Here is a 15198-nt window from a genome sequence, read left to right as displayed (position 1 = left end):
TTTTCGCTGCCTCTCAAATCATCACAATTATAAATAAATCACATCATGAAATTAATTCGATTATTCGTTTTTTATTACCTGCCCGTAGGATTCTTAGGGCGCAAGCTGACCCATCAGCGGCTACTGACCTGACCGTGACAATTCCTCTTAAGGCGTGAAAAATTACAGTAAAAAAGTAAAATTTAGGTTAAAAAATCCTATTTTTTAACAACGATAATTAAGTGGCGTGAAATTGACTAACGTCAAATTTATTTCTCCTTTTTCCTGCTCCCGGCTCCGGCCTGCGTCAACACCTGTTTCTTTGCTTTTTTACCGCGCGTTATACCGTCCACGGTTCCCCGCGTCTCCGGCAGTAGCGAGGATGGTGATTTTTCGCGCTGCTATGCAAGAAACGCATAGCACGATACATACTTGCATTTTGCCCTTACCCTCATGACTGATAAGGTCTTTCTGTTTCGGGCTTTTTGGCCTGTGGCTACAACCAACACATCATCAAAAAAATTCGGGGATCGCTATGGCGCAACAAGTGGACGGGGCGGCCATGCCGCTTGATACAGAAAAGGTCGGGATAAAGGGATACCTGGCGTTTTTTCTCACCATTATTTTCTTTTCCGGCGTATTTTCCGGAAGCGAAGGCTGGTGGCGCGTTTTTGATTTTACCGTACTCAACGGGTCATTCGGTCATGTGACCGGTACGCAGACCTTTCGCGGCGCGGGCGGAACGGGCGCGAAAGATGGCTTCCTTTTTGCGCTGGAGCTGGCACCGTCGGTTATCCTTTCTCTGGGTATCATCGCGATTACGGATGGACTGGGCGGTCTGCGGGCGGCGCAGCAATTGATGACGCCTATCCTGAAACCATTGCTTGGCATTCCCGGTATTTGCTCACTGGCGCTGATCGCCAACCTGCAAAATACCGACGCCGCGGCGGGTATGACCAAAGAGCTGGCGCAGGAAGGCGAAATCACCGAACGCGATAAAGTGATTTTTGCCGCCTGGCAGACCAGCGGCAGCGCTATTATCACCAACTATTTCTCCTCCGGCGTTGCGGTATTCGCCTTTCTGGGGACGTCAGTCATCATTCCGCTGGTGGTCATTCTGCTATTCAAATTTATCGGCGCAAACCTTTTGCGCGTCTGGATTAACATCGAAGAACGCCGTCACCCTGCGCAAGGAGCCCAATCATGACGACTCAGGTACGTAAGAATGTCATGGATATGTTTATCGATGGCGCACGCCGCGGTTTTACCATCGCCACGACCAACCTGTTACCCAATGTGGTCATGGCATTTGTCATTATTCAGGCGCTGAAAATTACCGGTCTGCTCGACTGGGTAGGCCATATCTGCCAGCCCGTGATGGCGTTGTGGGGGCTTCCCGGCGAAGCGGCTACGGTGCTTCTGGCTTCGCTGATGAGTATGGGCGGCGCCGTTGGCGTGGCGGCCAGTCTGGCTACCGCCGGCGCGCTAAGCGGCCACGATGTTACCGTACTACTGCCAGCCATTTACCTGATGGGAAACCCGGTACAGAATGTCGGCCGCTGTCTCGGTACTGCCGAAGTCAACGCCAAATATTACCCGCATATTATCGCAGTCTGCGCCATCAATGCGCTGCTGTCGATCTGGGTCATGCAGCTTATTGTTTAATAAGGAGTTATCATGCCTGATTTATCCGCCGCGGAGTTTACTTTGTTACAGGGTGCACACCTGTTTGCGCCAGAAGACCGGGGCATCTGCGATGTTCTACTCGCGAATGGCAAAATTATTGCCGTCGGCGCTGACATCCCCGGCGATATCGTACCGGACTGTGCGGTGATTAATCTTAGCGGTCGTATGCTGTGCCCGGGCTTTATCGACCAACACGTTCATCTGATCGGCGGCGGCGGCGAAGCGGGGCCGACGACGCGGACGCCGGAAGTCTCCCTGAGCCGCCTGACGGAAGCCGGGATAACAACGGTCGTCGGTCTGCTTGGCACCGACTCCGTCAGCCGTCATCCCGCGTCGCTGTTAGCCAAAACGCGAGCGCTAAATGAGGAGGGGATCACCGCCTGGATGCTCACGGGCGCTTATCACGTTCCGTCGCCGACCATTACTGGCTCGGTAGAAAAAGACGTCGCGCTGATCGACCGCGTCATTGGCGTGAAATGCGCAGTCTCCGACCACCGTTCCGCCGCGCCCAGCGGGAATCAACTCGCCAGCATGGCCGCCGAATCACGCGTTGGCGGCCTGCTGGGGGGCAAACCTGGTGTCAGCGTTTTTCATATGGGCAGCAGCAAAAAAGGGTTACAGCCGCTGTATGACATCCTGGAAAACAGCGACGTGCCGATCGGTAAACTGCTGCCTACCCACGTCAACCGTAGCGAATCTCTTTTCGAGCAGGCGCTGGCGTTTGCGCTTAAAGGCGGCGTGATCGACATGACCACCAGTATCCCGGATCCCGTCGCGCCGGCGGAGGGCATTGCCAGAGCGGTAAAAGCCGGCGTCCCGCTTTCCCGGGTGACGCTCAGTTCAGACGGTAACGGCAGCCAGCCGCTATTTGACGCTGCCGGAAATCTGACGGGTATCGGCGTCGCGGGCTTCGAAAGTTTGCTGGAGACGTTGCAGACGCTGGTTAACCACTACGGATTCAGCCTGACCGATGCTCTGCGCCCGCTGACGACCAGCGTAGCCGCCTTCCTCAGTCTGGACAGCAAAGGCGAAATCCGTCCCGGTAACGATGCGGATCTGCTCGTCTTTAGCGCAGATTTACGCATTGAGCAGGTGTATGCGCGCGGCAAACGCATGGTCAATGAGGGGAAAGCCTGCGTAAAAGGTACCTTTGAACCGGCGTAATTCCCGCTAGTTTCAGGCTGCCCCATCACGGCATTCTGAAAGAGGACGGGATAAGCGGTTGTCAGCCGCCCGAATGGACGTAGAATGCCCCTTCGGACGGCTGACAGGATAACGGTAAATGGATGTAACTGGAGCAGGTTTGCACAATATTGAGACAAAATGGCTGTATGATTTTCTGACGCTGGAAAAGTGCCGCAATTTCTCTCAGGCCGCCATTATCCGCAACGTATCGCAACCCGCTTTTAGCCGGCGGATTCGCGCCCTGGAACATGCCGTGGGCGTTGAACTGTTTAACCGACAGGTCTCGCCGCTACAGCTTTCCGAACAGGGTAAAATATTTCACTCCCAGGTTCGCCACCTGTTACAGCAACTGGAAAGTAATCTGACCGAACTGCGCGGCGGCAGCGATTATACGCTGCGTAAAATCAAGATTGCCGCCGCCCACTCGCTCTCCCTCGGCCTGTTACCGACCATCGTTAAGCAGATGCCGACGCAGTTTACCTACGCCGTTGAGGCGATAGATGTCGACCAGGCGGTGGATATGTTACGTGAGGGACAAAGCGATTTTATCTTTTCTTATCACGATGAAAACCTGCAACAAGCGCCGTTTGATAACATCCGCCTGTTTGAGTCGAGACTGTTTCCGGTTTGCGCCAGCAATGGCCGGGGCGAGCCGCGCTATACGCTTGAGCAACCGCACTTTCCCCTGCTTAATTACAGTCAGAACTCCTATATGGGCCGATTGATAAATCGTACCCTGACTCGCCATGCTGAACTGAGTTTCAGTACATTTTTCGTCTCTTCGATGAGTGAATTGTTAAAACAGGTTGCGATGGACGGCTGCGGAATCGCCTGGTTGCCCGAGTATGCTATCCGTCAGGAGATTACCGACGGGCGCCTGATAGTGCTTGATGCCGACGAACTGGTTATCCCGATCCAGGCTTATGCTTATCGCATGAATACCCGCATGAGTCAGGTAGCCGAAACATTTTGGCGCGACCTGCGTGGACTTCAGGCCGCGCTGTAAACACCTCAGGCGGTAAGGCGTTGTTCCCCGGTCAAAGAGGCGCGGGTGTCTGGCCAGGACTCATACCAACGAATCGCCGCGCGCACCAGCGACGCTGTGGAATCAATCATCGGGCACGCTATCGCGCGTTCATGTCCGGCCACAATAAGCGGAATTTCGGTACACCCCATAATAATTGCCTGAGCGCCACGGGCAATAAGGCTATCGATTTGCGGCAGCAGCAGCGCTTGCGCCGCAGTTTTATCGCCACGTTTAAGCGTATAAATAGCCTGCATTACCAACGCCTGCCCCGCGTCTTCTGGCTGAATTAACGTCAGCCCCCGCGCCAGCGCTTTCTTTTGATATAACCCGGTTGCCAGCGTCGCATTGGTCGCCAGCAGACCAACGTGCCGCGCCGATGGCGGAATATCCCCCAGGGTAGCGTCCAGGATGCTGATCATTCGCGCTTTCGCGACGTTCTGTAAATCATCAAACCAATAATGCGCAGTGTTGCATGGGATAACGATACACTCCGCCCCGGCGTCTTCCAGCATATGCAGATAACGCTCCAGATAACGGTATGGCGAAGGCCCGCCGGATAACAGACATGCTGTACGATCGGGAATATCAGGGATAGAGCTGACAATGAGCGGGATGTGTTGTTGATCACAACTGGCATGTCGCAATTCAACAAATTTTTCCAACATATCCGCCGTTGCCGCAGGTCCCATCCCCCCCAGTATCCCAATGGTGTGTTTCATCGCTTTTCCCGCTTATTTACGTCAAGGTCAGAAACACACTATCAACTTGATGTGTATATAAAAAATGCCGTTTTATTAGCGGCTATGCGTAAAAATCATAACGGGTGTAAGGGCCATGCGTTATCGCCTTTTCAGGCAATCGATTGGTTACATGAGCGCTCACCAGCCTTCGCAAGCCGCTAAATGCCATTTCGCTATACAGCATCGCCCACTGCGAGTCCGCAAGCTTGTTTTGTCCTCATCGCCACAGCGCCTGTCGGTGAAGAGGCCGCCGTGTTTTGCTTTTCGACGCTAATGCGGGAATATCCCAGCGAATATGGCTATAAACCAAATCCACGGTCTCCGTGGCGCTGCCTTCGGCGTCGCCATGATTGCTCATGCGTGAAATTCGCACATTGGTGAGCGTATAAATAATAAATGGCAGCATTGCGCCCTTATCACGACGGCATAATGTCAGCACGCCTTCTTTCACCGTTTTCCCGTTACAATAGTGCTCATAGAGGCCAGGCGTAGCAAGATCGACTGGCTTTGTCAGCGTCAACCCTCCAATATATGTCCCTCTCGCTTCGCCGGACTCCCGTTTCGTCGGGTTGTGGTTGTAAGCAATAAGTTTTATTTGGTTTTCAAAACCTTTGATCCGGCTTTCGCCTTCAATACCGTCCAGTTTTAAATAGATGGCGTCCATCCCCCCTCCGTGATTATCATGCGGCAAAGCAGGCTGACAAGGACGGAACGCCAACAATGAAAGAACGTTCCATTTTCCAGCCATTTCGTTGGTGTCTCTGTATACCAGATTAAATACCGACAATCTGCTATAACTGGATTCTTGCTAAATACCTTCTGCCATCAACAATCCATTTTACAATAGCGCTACTGACCTGAAATCTATTACGCCAGGCATTCAAGCATCGTTTCCTGAATAACCATAGCCGCTATAAGAACCATATCAAAAAAGAAATATCAATATCATTTCTTATTTTTATCCGAGAAATTACTTAATTACACCGAATCGGAATATAGACAATTCTTATTCCTTTTCACATCAATGGGTTTTTTAGACTTTTGTCATATCGAAAACAACCATTTCAATAGAACATATTTACTATGTGAATATATTTAATGTTTTTATCGCGCGCAGTGTTATCACAGTAATAAATGATTTGCATCAAAAATGCGCCTTTCAGCGCCACGTATTTTGGGCAGCAGATTATAAAATCGCGTTTCAAAGTCAGTAACATGTTCTCTGTTCAGGCGATATGACTTTATGCCCGGACGACACGCCAGCCGCTTTACCCTTACGTTTAGTCGTGATACGTTAGATCACATGAACACGAAACGATCCAACGCTACGCAACGTCATCTCCGCTGGTGGCTGCCTTCCTGAAGGCGGCACGGATCACTATCCCTTTTTAAGTAGCCGCCGAAAGGCGGCTACTGCGTTTCGGGACGTCTTTCGGCTTTACAGTAAGCATAAAGGAGTCCTTAATGAACACCCTTCCCATCATTCTGACTGGCGATCGCCCCACCGGCTCGTTGCACCTCGGCCATTATGTCGGTTCACTGCGCCAGCGCGTCGCGCTACAGCAGGATCACCAACAGTATGTCCTGATTGCCGATCTGCAGGGACTCACCGATAACGGCAGTAATCCGCAAAAAATCCGCGATAATATTCCGCAAGTGTTAGCTGACTATCTGGCCGTCGGCATCGATCCCGCGCTAACGACGATCTGCCTGCAATCCGCGTTACCCGCCCTCGCTGAATTAACGGTGCTGTATATGAATATTGTTACCGTCGCCCGAGTGGAGCGTAATCCTACGGTAAAAAATGAGATTGCCCAAAAAGGCTTTACCCGTTCCCTGCCGGTCGGGTTCATGGCGTATCCCATTAGCCAGGCGGCAGATATCACCGCCTTTAAGGCCGAAATGGTACCGGTTGGCGACGACCAATTGCCCATGATTGAGCAAACGAATGAGATCGTTCATAAGATGAATAGTCTTTTCTCCTCGCCGGTATTGCGACCCTGTCAGGCGCTCCTGAGCGATACGGGCCGTCTGCCAGGCATTGACGGCAGCGCCAAGATGTCGAAATCGCTCGGCAATACCCTGCTTCTTTCCGCCAGCGAAGAGACCATCCACCGTGCGGTCAGCGCAATGTACACCGATCCCGGTCATTTAAAAATTAGCGATCCGGGAAAAATAGAAGGTAACGTCGTCTTTACGTGGCTGGATGCGTTCCATCCGGATAAAGCCAAAGTCGCGGCGATGAAAGTACATTATCAACAAGGCGGATTAGGCGACCGTGTCTGTAAAAATGAGCTGGAGACCTGCCTGCAAGAACTGATCGCGCCCATACGCGAACGACGGGCAACCTTTATTGCAGATAAGGGAATGCTAATGGAATTACTGAAAAAAGGTAGCGAGCGGGCGCATGAGGTCACTCAAAAGACGCTACAGGAAGTAAAACGTGGACTGGGCCTGCCCACGCTATTCCAGGTATAATCAGGCATCAACGTTGTCCAGCGGCCATGACTCAAACAGATAGCCATCAAAGTAGATGTCATCAACATTGGAAAACTCCAGCAGACGCTGCTTCACGTTTTCCAGGTGCTGCCACATCGCCAGCTTCGCTGCGCGGGCGTCTTTCTTAATTAACGCCGCGAGGATCTGCTTATGATCGACCAGCCACTCCTTACGGTAAAGCGTATCGCCCAGATGGCTATGAAGCTGGAGCCACATCGGATTATTTTCACGCCATTGCCAGGACTGACGGAAGAGCTCTACCAACATACTGTTATGGGTCGCTTCGGCAATGGCCAGATGAAACTGCATATCGCCGCTTTCTGAGCCGCCCGGCGCGCTGGAGGCGAGCTCTCGCTCTTCCAGTTGTAACGCCTGGCGCATTTTAATGATGTCTTCGCGGGTGGCCTGCAGAGCGGCAAATTCAGCGATATTGCTTTCCAGCAACTGACGCGCCTGCAACAGTTCAAAAGGCCCGGCGTCATTACAGTGATTGACGTCAGCGCCTTCCATCTCGTTATTATCCGCGCTGTCGAGCACGTAGATCCCGGCGCCGCGGCGGACTTCAACCAGACCCTTAATTTCCAGCATGATCAGTGCTTCACGCACGACGGTACGCGTCACATTGAGCCTCTCAGCGATCTCTCTTTCCGGTGGCAAGCGCTCCCCGGGGCGGTACGGCGTCTGAACAATCAGATCCCGTATCATTGCGCCCACTTCCTGGTAAGGTCTTTGCTGAGAAGTGTTTGATTTCATATTGGTCGTGCCCGTCCGATGCGATTTCCCGGTATCAGACTATAGCATTTGTAAAGAGGGATAGCACGCATAGCACACCAAAAACGCGAAACTGGTCAACCAACAAAATAATAATGCGCCCCGTTTCGCTAGTGAGGCCAGATGAAAGGAAAGGCAGTAGACAATACACGACTGATGTTCCACCTTTAGCCCTGATGCCTGAATATGAACAGCACATTGGTTTACCAATATAAAATTTATCAACCAAAAATCAGGCCATAAAATGTGTCTGTACATTGACAGGAACAATGTCTCTGACATAGCGTGATCGGCGAAAATCCAGCCGCTCTCTTTGTATCAAGAACGCGTTATGATAAAAGACACCGTGTTTTTCGCCCCAGGCGTATCCGGGGGAAGCAACGCCTCCAGTTTGTCGAGCCGCCATCGCCGGGCAGCGATTATTCTGCATGAAATTTATGGTATTAACGCTCATATCCAACGCGCAGGCCATGAATGGATGACGCGCGGATTCGACATCTATATTCCCGCGCTGTTTCCTCACCATACCCCCTTTCGCTATGAACAGCAGCAGGAGGCTTACCGTCACTTTTCAGCAAATGTCGGCTTTGATCCCGCCGTCGTTACCACATTACTCCACGAGCTCAGAACGCAGTACGAGACGCTAATCGTCGTAGGATATAGCGTCGGCGCAACGCTCGCATGGCTAAGTGCAGCCAGTGGGTTATGCGATGGCGTCATTTGCTATTACGGTTCCCGTATACGCCAGTACCTTCATCTTGCGCCTCTCTGTCCGGCACTGGTTATTATCGCGCGTTATGAGCCGGCGTTTGATCCCCTCGCCATGCGACAGACGCTGGAAAAGCGCCCCCGGGTACAGTGTAAAATGTACGATGCGCGGCACGGGTTCTGTGATGCTGATAGCGCCACGTTCGATGCCGCCTTGTCGCATCAGGTAATGGACGATGTGAGCGCATTTATTCGCGACATCACCCGTGCAAACACATCGCCCGATTTTCAGCTTTAGTGGAGACTTTTTTCAACGAGCTGTTCCAGTTTTTTCAAAGCCTGTATATCTGCGGCATCAAGACCATAACGTTGCAGCGTTTCAGCGGGATGATAACTGACTAACGTTCGCCCATCGGCTTGCTGGCTAATGAGCACCCGAAACGGTAAATCCAGCGCCAGTTCGGGATGCGCCAGCATGAGAGGCGTTCCGCCTTTAGGATTGCCAAAGACCAGAACCGTTGTCGGCGGCATTTTCAGGTTAACATTCTGTGCCGCTCTGGCATGATCAAATTCCCCAAATAACACCAGACCGTGATCGGCAACAGCGTGCATCAACCGCGCTCGGGTCTGCAAATAGTCATAAGCGCTGTAGGTTTTAACCATGGTTATCGCTCCATCCTCCGTTGCAAAGCCAGGCCTTATTAAGATTAACATCAGGGTTACCGCCAATAAAAAAGGCTTTAAAATAGTGCTCATTCTTCTCTCTCCCTGACCCAATACCCATGAGTAAATGCGACACAGATGATATGCAGTTTAAAAATCAGTCATCGTACTGTACCCCTTATTATTGCACTGAACAGCTCATCACTAAAAAAACAGACGGCAGAACAAAAAATTCCGACGTCTGAACAAATTTAAATAACGATGATCCAATCTGACTGAGCGACAGCGCGATCATTATTATGGCGCGACACTATCTTCTTCAGCCCGCTGGGTAAGAAAAAATATACTCCGCTCAGTAAGATAATAAATACTACAGGCCAACTCTTCAGAGATACGGAGCATCATTGCGTAGTGATGATGCGATTTTTCTGGCGCCATCGGCAGAAATATTTCTGACTCCAGCACGTCACTTAAAAAATGAAATTTATGTGCATATTCAGCAGATATAACGCCTCTCGCCATCAGATTAGCCATTAAGGTATTTAAACTATCTTGTTCATGATATACGATACCTTTTCTCTCATGAATTCTGAGAAGAACGCTTCTGAAGGCTGCATGACATTCCTTTACGACACAGGAAAAATCATTAAGTATCAGGCGATTATACGCTTCCATAAGATCATATTCGACAAAGCCATACTCTCCAGGAGAGTACAAATAATAACATATGTTTTTAAGCCGTTTTATTCTGCGCAACCTTACAATTCTACCATTTTCATAGCGATATTTTAAACTATGCTCATGAAATATATTATTTAATTCACTAATCGCCTTATCCGGTTCTAACCCAAGCGTAACTTCATAGGTTCGAAGGTAGGTATCTATATAGTTAAAAGCAAGCTCAATGGTATCAATATGCTTTCTTTTATCATCTGTTTTTAATAACAGATTACTCATTTCATCCAGATATGACGTTGAATGCGCATATAAGGTGAATAAGCCATACTCTTTGCGCAACGTTTTACATATTCTTCGATAAACTTCGTCAGAATGACTATTATGATAGCAGTATAATGTCATATCATAAAAAGAGGAGCAATTCCCTAACGTATTAATAATCAATAAGATTATTTGCTCGCGTATTTCTAACGGAATATCTTCATATAACAGATCGCTATGCCTTAGTGAGTATGGTCTAAAGGTGTGCATTCCTCCCCCTGTAACCGCAACAGAAAAAATTACGCTATGAATAGCGCCACATTACTCTAATTCAGTGGTTCAGGTATTAATATCAGCTCAACAGTGAGCCATTTTTTCTTATTTTTTAATGGTGTTGCGTGAATATTTACATTAAATATAAATGATAAGCAAAGTAAAGAGGCTTGCGTAATTATGATGCTACTGACAAAGAGACCAGGGTCTTCGTATCGGATGAAACGTGAGATCCCATTAATGAATGGAATCTATTTTATTATTACTTCCTGTCAACCCACTTTTTCAACTACAAAATTATCCTGACGAACAAAATCAATAAGCAGTTCTATAGTCCCTAACCCCCATTGATTCGATATAGCAATACGCTCACCGGACGGCAACTCAATCAACGCATCTTCCTGCATATGATATCTGTTTTTCCTTTTTTCAGGGATCTGCTCAACCAGTGCTACTGTTCTTTTCTGTAAGTCTTCACTCAATTTATTCTTGAGATCATCTATATTCGCAGGATTATGTTTATTAATCCAGTCAGTGAAAAGTTCAAGTGCAAGCTTCCGTTTATTGAAGGTTTTTCCTTTATATTTATATAAGGAATAATCCCTCTCCGACTTTTGACTGCTAATAATTTGTTCCGTGCGTTTCTCTCTGAATCTGACCTGATATTCTTCCAGTTCAGGGACTGGTATTATTTGTTCAGCATTAATCAGCACTTCACCCTTAAAGTTGTAAGGCGTTAAGCGAACACAGCGAATATCGACACCTTTATCTCTTAGCCATATTGCGGTTGTCGTTAATTCTTTACTGAAATCCGCTGATGCCAGAACGATGCGAATATCTTTACCAAAATCAGCGAGTTCGTTTTCTTCTAACTCCACAAAATCCAGTAACTTCTCTTTTGCATTCTCATCGATCCCATGCTTCCAAAGATATGCCTGATAATATTCGCATGCTTTCGCAAAACTCATCGTTGAAATCATTGCCGCATACCTTAGCGCCTGCAGTTCCATATGCGCGCCGATTTCATCACGTTTCAGTTCAATGACAACCAAATTGGCCTGCTTGTCAATCGCTAATAAATCAATCCTCCGCCGACTATCCTCCCAATCAGAGAATTCTTCGGATATGACAAGGCAGCCCGGCGCGACAATATCAATATTCTTCTTGATAGCCTCCTGAAGATCATAGCGTTCCTGCAGCCTTTCGATGGTGAAAGATGTTTTTTCAAGGGTAGTCAGTATTTTCTCAGAGATATTGTATAGCGCCACATTATATTCCTTTTGTTTACTCTACAGATAATTGTAACCCATCGCCCTTTGTCATTCTGCTGGCTTGCGCAAAGAATCCATACAATATCATCACTGGTGCGAAAATCTGGATTATCCATGGCATTCAGTCTTCACTGAATGCCACAGACAAGGGTTATTCAACTAAAGCTCACCTGTCCCTTAACCCTTCTTTCATTCCGTTACTTCGTTGCCATACCAGCACACTTAAACGTAAGGTGAGCTTATTATTTTTATCGACGGGTCAGAACAATCCTTCGCCGGTCATACAGTGTTTCAACTGAGAGCTGCAAATCATATTTCGCATTCTTCAGTTTTCGCGATTTAAGCATTTTCATCGTGACGCCACTTATTTGCCCTGTTTCAATCCGTCTCTTGATTTCGGCTGCGCTTAGCAGGAGTTGCTTCTTCAAAATCGACAGCAGGCTGACCTGAAAAGAACGGGAAATCCTGACGCTAACACTGACCTGCTTGTGGGAGGCGATACTGACCAGCCACCGTTCCTGAATGTGAAAATCAGGCTGCCCCGATAATTCAGCATTGTTTCGCTTCAGGATCGCGTTGTCATAAGCAAAATATTGCACCGTGGCGGCATCATTCGCCATCAGTCGGCCATAAAGATCGCGGTTAATTTTGCTGACTGGCAGGCGCGAGAACAGGGAGATATTCCAGGTGTAATCGCAGTGTGTGCATTTATAGATACTCCAGACATCGAGTACCTTCTTTTGCGAATTAACCCGAAATGCCCCAGAAGGCGTGAAGTCCCGTTTTACGCTGCATGAAGGGCAACGTTTCGCTATGCGCTGATACCCCACAGGAGTGACAGTCCATATGACTTTCATAACGTACCTTTTTTAACCCATACAAAACCGGATCCGAACTCAGCGGACCATAAATGTTTGTGTATGAAAAATATTTAAGTGATATTTTTCAGTGGGTTAAAAAAAGATTTCCAACGCAACAACCCTGTCAATGGCTAAAAAGATACGCCGAGATTATCAAAACGGCCATTATCGGGTATATGAGTTTAATCAATATTCATTATGGTAGCGGCAGGATCTATTCAACTGACTTACTAAACGCATGATCCTCCCTTTGAGATCACATTTTTCACTCCCGGTTATTCACTTACAGAAATCAGGTGTTATCATTCACGACGTAAATACCTTTCAACTCAACCCGAGGCTTTGATGCTGGAGAATGTCATCATCTGATAATCAGTTCCCCGACCTTTTCAGGCCGGACTGATTATCAATGCGCCGAAATCGAATGCGGACACCGCAGTGTGTTTGCACGTTTTGCCTATGATGATTAAACAGGTTCTTCAGTATGAATTTATCCCGTCAGGAACAACGTACCTTACACGTTCTCGCCAAAGGCGGACGCATTACGCACATCCGCGATGCGTCAGGCCGCGTCACCGCCGTTGAGTGCTATAGCCGCGAAGGGTTGTTGCTCGCCGATTGCACGCTCGCTGTATTCAAAAAACTCAAAACCAAAAAGCTGATCAAATCCGTTAACGGTCAGCCCTACCGCATTAATACAACCGGGCTGAACAGCGTTCGCGCCCAGCCTGATAATCGCTAAGGAGATGATGATGGATATCAGCGCCGTTATTTTTGCAACGCATCACATTCGGCTATTACCCGATGAAGGCAAAATCCCCTGGGACGAGCCAGCCTTCAGCCAACGCATGCTGGAAAATCATCTGTCGCAGGACCACGACTGGGCCAGCCGCCGGCTAACCGTGATTGAGCAACAGGTAACATGGATTACCCGTCAGTTACCCGCTGGCGCCCGCATTCTGGATCTCGGCTGTGGCCCCGGTTTTTATACCCGCCTGTTAGCGGAGCGTGGGTTTCACTGCACAGGCGTAGATTTCTCTCCGGCATCCATCACATGGGCTCGCCAGCAGGCGCAAGCCGCAAACCTGAATATTGACTACATTCAGCAGGATATTCGTACATACCACCCCACGGAACCTTTTGATTTCATTATGATGACGTTTGGGGAACTGAATGTCTTTAGCGCTGCTGATGCGCAAAGCCTCATCAGTCATTGCGCTCAGTGGTTGAAACCGGATGGCAAACTGCTTGTTGAAGTGCATACCTTCGATGAAGTTAAACGCCAGGGCATGGCGCAGCCAGGCTGGCAGCGTTGTCCGCACGGCCTGTTTCTTGCCGAGCCTCATCTGCTGTTAACGGAAAATGCCTGGGATGAAGAGGCCCAAACCAGCTCAACGCAGTTCTGGGCGATAGCGGAAAACGGCTGTACCACCCGTTTCGGCAGTCAAATGAAGGCCTGGCGCGATGATGAATATATCAGCCTGCTTGGTGATGCTGGCTTCACTGTGTTGCAGCGCCCGGACAGTCACACCTGGCCGGTCGGCGAGACTTTTGCAGGCAAGCTGTTTGCGCTGCTGGCTGAAAAAGCATCCACTTCTGAGGGTATTGCCCTCAGTAAAAGGAATAACCCAATGGATATCCCACGTATTTTTACCATTAGCGAAAGCGAACACCGTATCCATAATCCGTTTACAGCGGAAAAGTACGCCACGCTGGGCCATGCGTTACGCATGAAACCAGGCATGCGGATTCTCGATCTCGGTAGCGGTTCGGGTGAGATGCTCTGCACCTGGGCTCGCGATTACGGTGTTACAGGTACTGGCATTGACATAAGCCCGCTCTTCACCACACAGGCAAAACAACGTGCAGAAGAGCTCGGCGTCAGTGAATACGTACATTTTATTCATAACGACGCGGCCGGTTATATCGACGAGGAAAAATATGACGTGGCGGCCTGCGTAGGCGCGACCTGGATTGCGGGCGGTGTCGCGGGGACAATAGATCTGCTGGCCAAAAGCCTCAAACCAGGCGGGATCATTCTCATCGGTGAACCGTACTGGCGTCAGATCCCCGCAACGGAAGAGATCGCCCACGCCTGTGGCGTCTCATCCGTCGCCGATTTTCGTCCCCTGCCCGAGCTGGTCGCCTTTTTCGACCAACTCGGCTATGACGTAGTGGAAATGGTGCTGGCGGACCCGCAAGGCTGGGACAGATATGAAGCCGCGAAGTGGATGACCATGCGCCGCTGGCTGGAGGAAAACCCTGACGATGAGTTTGCGCAAGAGGTTCGAACAGAACTGACGGTAGCCCCCAAACGTCACGTCACCTGGACGCGAGAATACTTTGGCTGGGGCGTATTTGCGTTAATCGCGCGATAACGTGAAGCAGGAGGTATAGCCTACAAGAGGTATACCTCCGTTTAAAAGTATGCAACAAATTAACACGGCTCAAGGCGGGAATATATCGTCTTGGAGACTATCCCACCAGGCGTTATTGGCGCAGCCAGTTTGGACACGGACAGCGCGCAAAAACCGGAGCGTACACGTAGTACGTGAGGATTTTGAGCACTGCCCAGGTCCAAAATGGCAAGTAAAATA

General features: G+C 49.4%; 15 protein-coding genes. 8 read left to right on the top strand and 7 right to left on the bottom strand.

The features are described from left to right. Positions 1–514: 514 nt before the first annotated feature. The 4 genes from ACLJQJ_RS14575 to hypT all read left to right on the top strand — a co-directional run bounded on the left by ACLJQJ_RS14575 (position 515) and on the right by hypT (position 3856). Positions 515–1186 (top strand): nucleoside recognition domain-containing protein, encoded by a 672-nt coding sequence (locus ACLJQJ_RS14575; protein ID WP_000068752.1) that lies wholly within the window; start codon positions 515–517, stop codon positions 1184–1186. Further along, entirely contained in the window at positions 1183–1644 is a 462-nt protein-coding gene (locus tag ACLJQJ_RS14570; protein ID WP_000211979.1) for a YjiG family protein, read from the top strand. Before ACLJQJ_RS14575 ends, ACLJQJ_RS14570 begins: the two co-directional genes overlap by 4 nt. A gap of 12 nt (positions 1645–1656) precedes the next feature. After that, positions 1657–2829, top strand: a complete 1173-nt coding sequence (iadA, locus tag ACLJQJ_RS14565) for a beta-aspartyl-peptidase (RefSeq protein ID WP_063809601.1) — start codon at positions 1657–1659, stop codon at positions 2827–2829. Between the two features lie 118 nt (positions 2830–2947). Continuing rightward, the gene (gene hypT / locus ACLJQJ_RS14560; RefSeq protein ID WP_000383513.1) at positions 2948–3856 is read left to right on the top strand and encodes a hypochlorite stress DNA-binding transcriptional regulator HypT; all 909 of its coding nucleotides are present in this window, start codon (positions 2948–2950) and stop codon (positions 3854–3856) included. A 5-nt stretch (positions 3857–3861) separates the two neighbouring features. Here the strand turns inward: hypT and ACLJQJ_RS14555 are convergent, their stop codons facing one another. Both ACLJQJ_RS14555 and ACLJQJ_RS14550 read right to left on the bottom strand, forming a co-directional pair. Further along, the gene (locus ACLJQJ_RS14555; protein WP_000683247.1) at positions 3862–4596 is read right to left on the bottom strand and encodes an aspartate/glutamate racemase family protein; all 735 of its coding nucleotides are present in this window, start codon (positions 4594–4596) and stop codon (positions 3862–3864) included. Between the two features lie 238 nt (positions 4597–4834). Beyond that, on the bottom strand, positions 4835–5365 hold the full coding sequence (locus ACLJQJ_RS14550) for an Hcp family type VI secretion system effector (RefSeq protein WP_000907671.1): 531 nt from the start codon (positions 5363–5365) through the stop codon (positions 4835–4837). A 716-nt stretch (positions 5366–6081) separates the two neighbouring features. On the opposite strand from ACLJQJ_RS14550, the gene trpS reads away from it, so the two are divergent. Further along, positions 6082–7095 carry a tryptophan--tRNA ligase gene (trpS, locus tag ACLJQJ_RS14545; RefSeq protein ID WP_001523659.1) on the top strand — a complete coding sequence of 338 codons (1014 nt, stop codon included), beginning with the start codon at positions 6082–6084 and terminating at the stop codon, positions 7093–7095. Here the strand turns inward: trpS and uxuR are convergent, their stop codons facing one another. Continuing rightward, positions 7096–7869 carry a Uxu operon transcriptional regulator gene (gene uxuR, locus ACLJQJ_RS14540; RefSeq protein ID WP_000841654.1) on the bottom strand — a complete coding sequence of 258 codons (774 nt, stop codon included), beginning with the start codon at positions 7867–7869 and terminating at the stop codon, positions 7096–7098. A 349-nt stretch (positions 7870–8218) separates the two neighbouring features. Between uxuR and ACLJQJ_RS14535 the strand changes: the two genes are divergently transcribed. Then, complete coding sequence (locus tag ACLJQJ_RS14535) at positions 8219–8893, top strand: dienelactone hydrolase family protein (protein ID WP_039590222.1); 675 nt, start codon at positions 8219–8221, stop codon at positions 8891–8893. Here ACLJQJ_RS14535 and ACLJQJ_RS14530 read toward each other — a convergent pair. The 4 genes from ACLJQJ_RS14530 to ACLJQJ_RS14515 all read right to left on the bottom strand — a co-directional run bounded on the left by ACLJQJ_RS14530 (position 8890) and on the right by ACLJQJ_RS14515 (position 12598). Then, positions 8890–9351: a DUF302 domain-containing protein gene (locus tag ACLJQJ_RS14530; RefSeq protein ID WP_001654330.1), complete on the bottom strand. Its 462-nt coding sequence runs from the start codon at positions 9349–9351 to the stop codon at positions 8890–8892. The two genes, ACLJQJ_RS14535 and ACLJQJ_RS14530, sit on opposite strands and share 4 nt — an antisense overlap. Before the next feature lie 204 nt (positions 9352–9555). Beyond that, positions 9556–10467: an STM4504/CBY_0614 family protein gene (locus ACLJQJ_RS14525; protein ID WP_023207039.1), complete on the bottom strand. Its 912-nt coding sequence runs from the start codon at positions 10465–10467 to the stop codon at positions 9556–9558. Between the two features lie 275 nt (positions 10468–10742). Then, positions 10743–11738 (bottom strand): membrane protein, encoded by a 996-nt coding sequence (locus tag ACLJQJ_RS14520; protein WP_001240360.1) that lies wholly within the window; start codon positions 11736–11738, stop codon positions 10743–10745. A gap of 251 nt (positions 11739–11989) precedes the next feature. Further along, entirely contained in the window at positions 11990–12598 is a 609-nt protein-coding gene (locus ACLJQJ_RS14515; protein ID WP_000864865.1) for a DUF1062 domain-containing protein, read from the bottom strand. Positions 12599–13085: 487 nt separating this feature from the next. Between ACLJQJ_RS14515 and ACLJQJ_RS14510 the strand changes: the two genes are divergently transcribed. Both ACLJQJ_RS14510 and ACLJQJ_RS14505 read left to right on the top strand, forming a co-directional pair. Next, positions 13086–13343: a YjhX family toxin gene (locus tag ACLJQJ_RS14510; RefSeq protein WP_001054381.1), complete on the top strand. Its 258-nt coding sequence runs from the start codon at positions 13086–13088 to the stop codon at positions 13341–13343. Between the two features lie 4 nt (positions 13344–13347). Further along, positions 13348–14979: a class I SAM-dependent methyltransferase gene (locus tag ACLJQJ_RS14505; protein WP_001541445.1), complete on the top strand. Its 1632-nt coding sequence runs from the start codon at positions 13348–13350 to the stop codon at positions 14977–14979. Positions 14980–15198: the final 219 nt, after the last annotated feature.

The organism is Salmonella sp. SAL04202 (assembly GCF_046550775.1).
In the GTDB taxonomy this organism is placed as follows: Bacteria; Pseudomonadota; Gammaproteobacteria; order Enterobacterales; family Enterobacteriaceae; genus Salmonella; species Salmonella enterica.
Note: the sequence above shows the minus strand (reverse complement) of the source record. Positions and strands in the feature narration are given on the sequence as shown.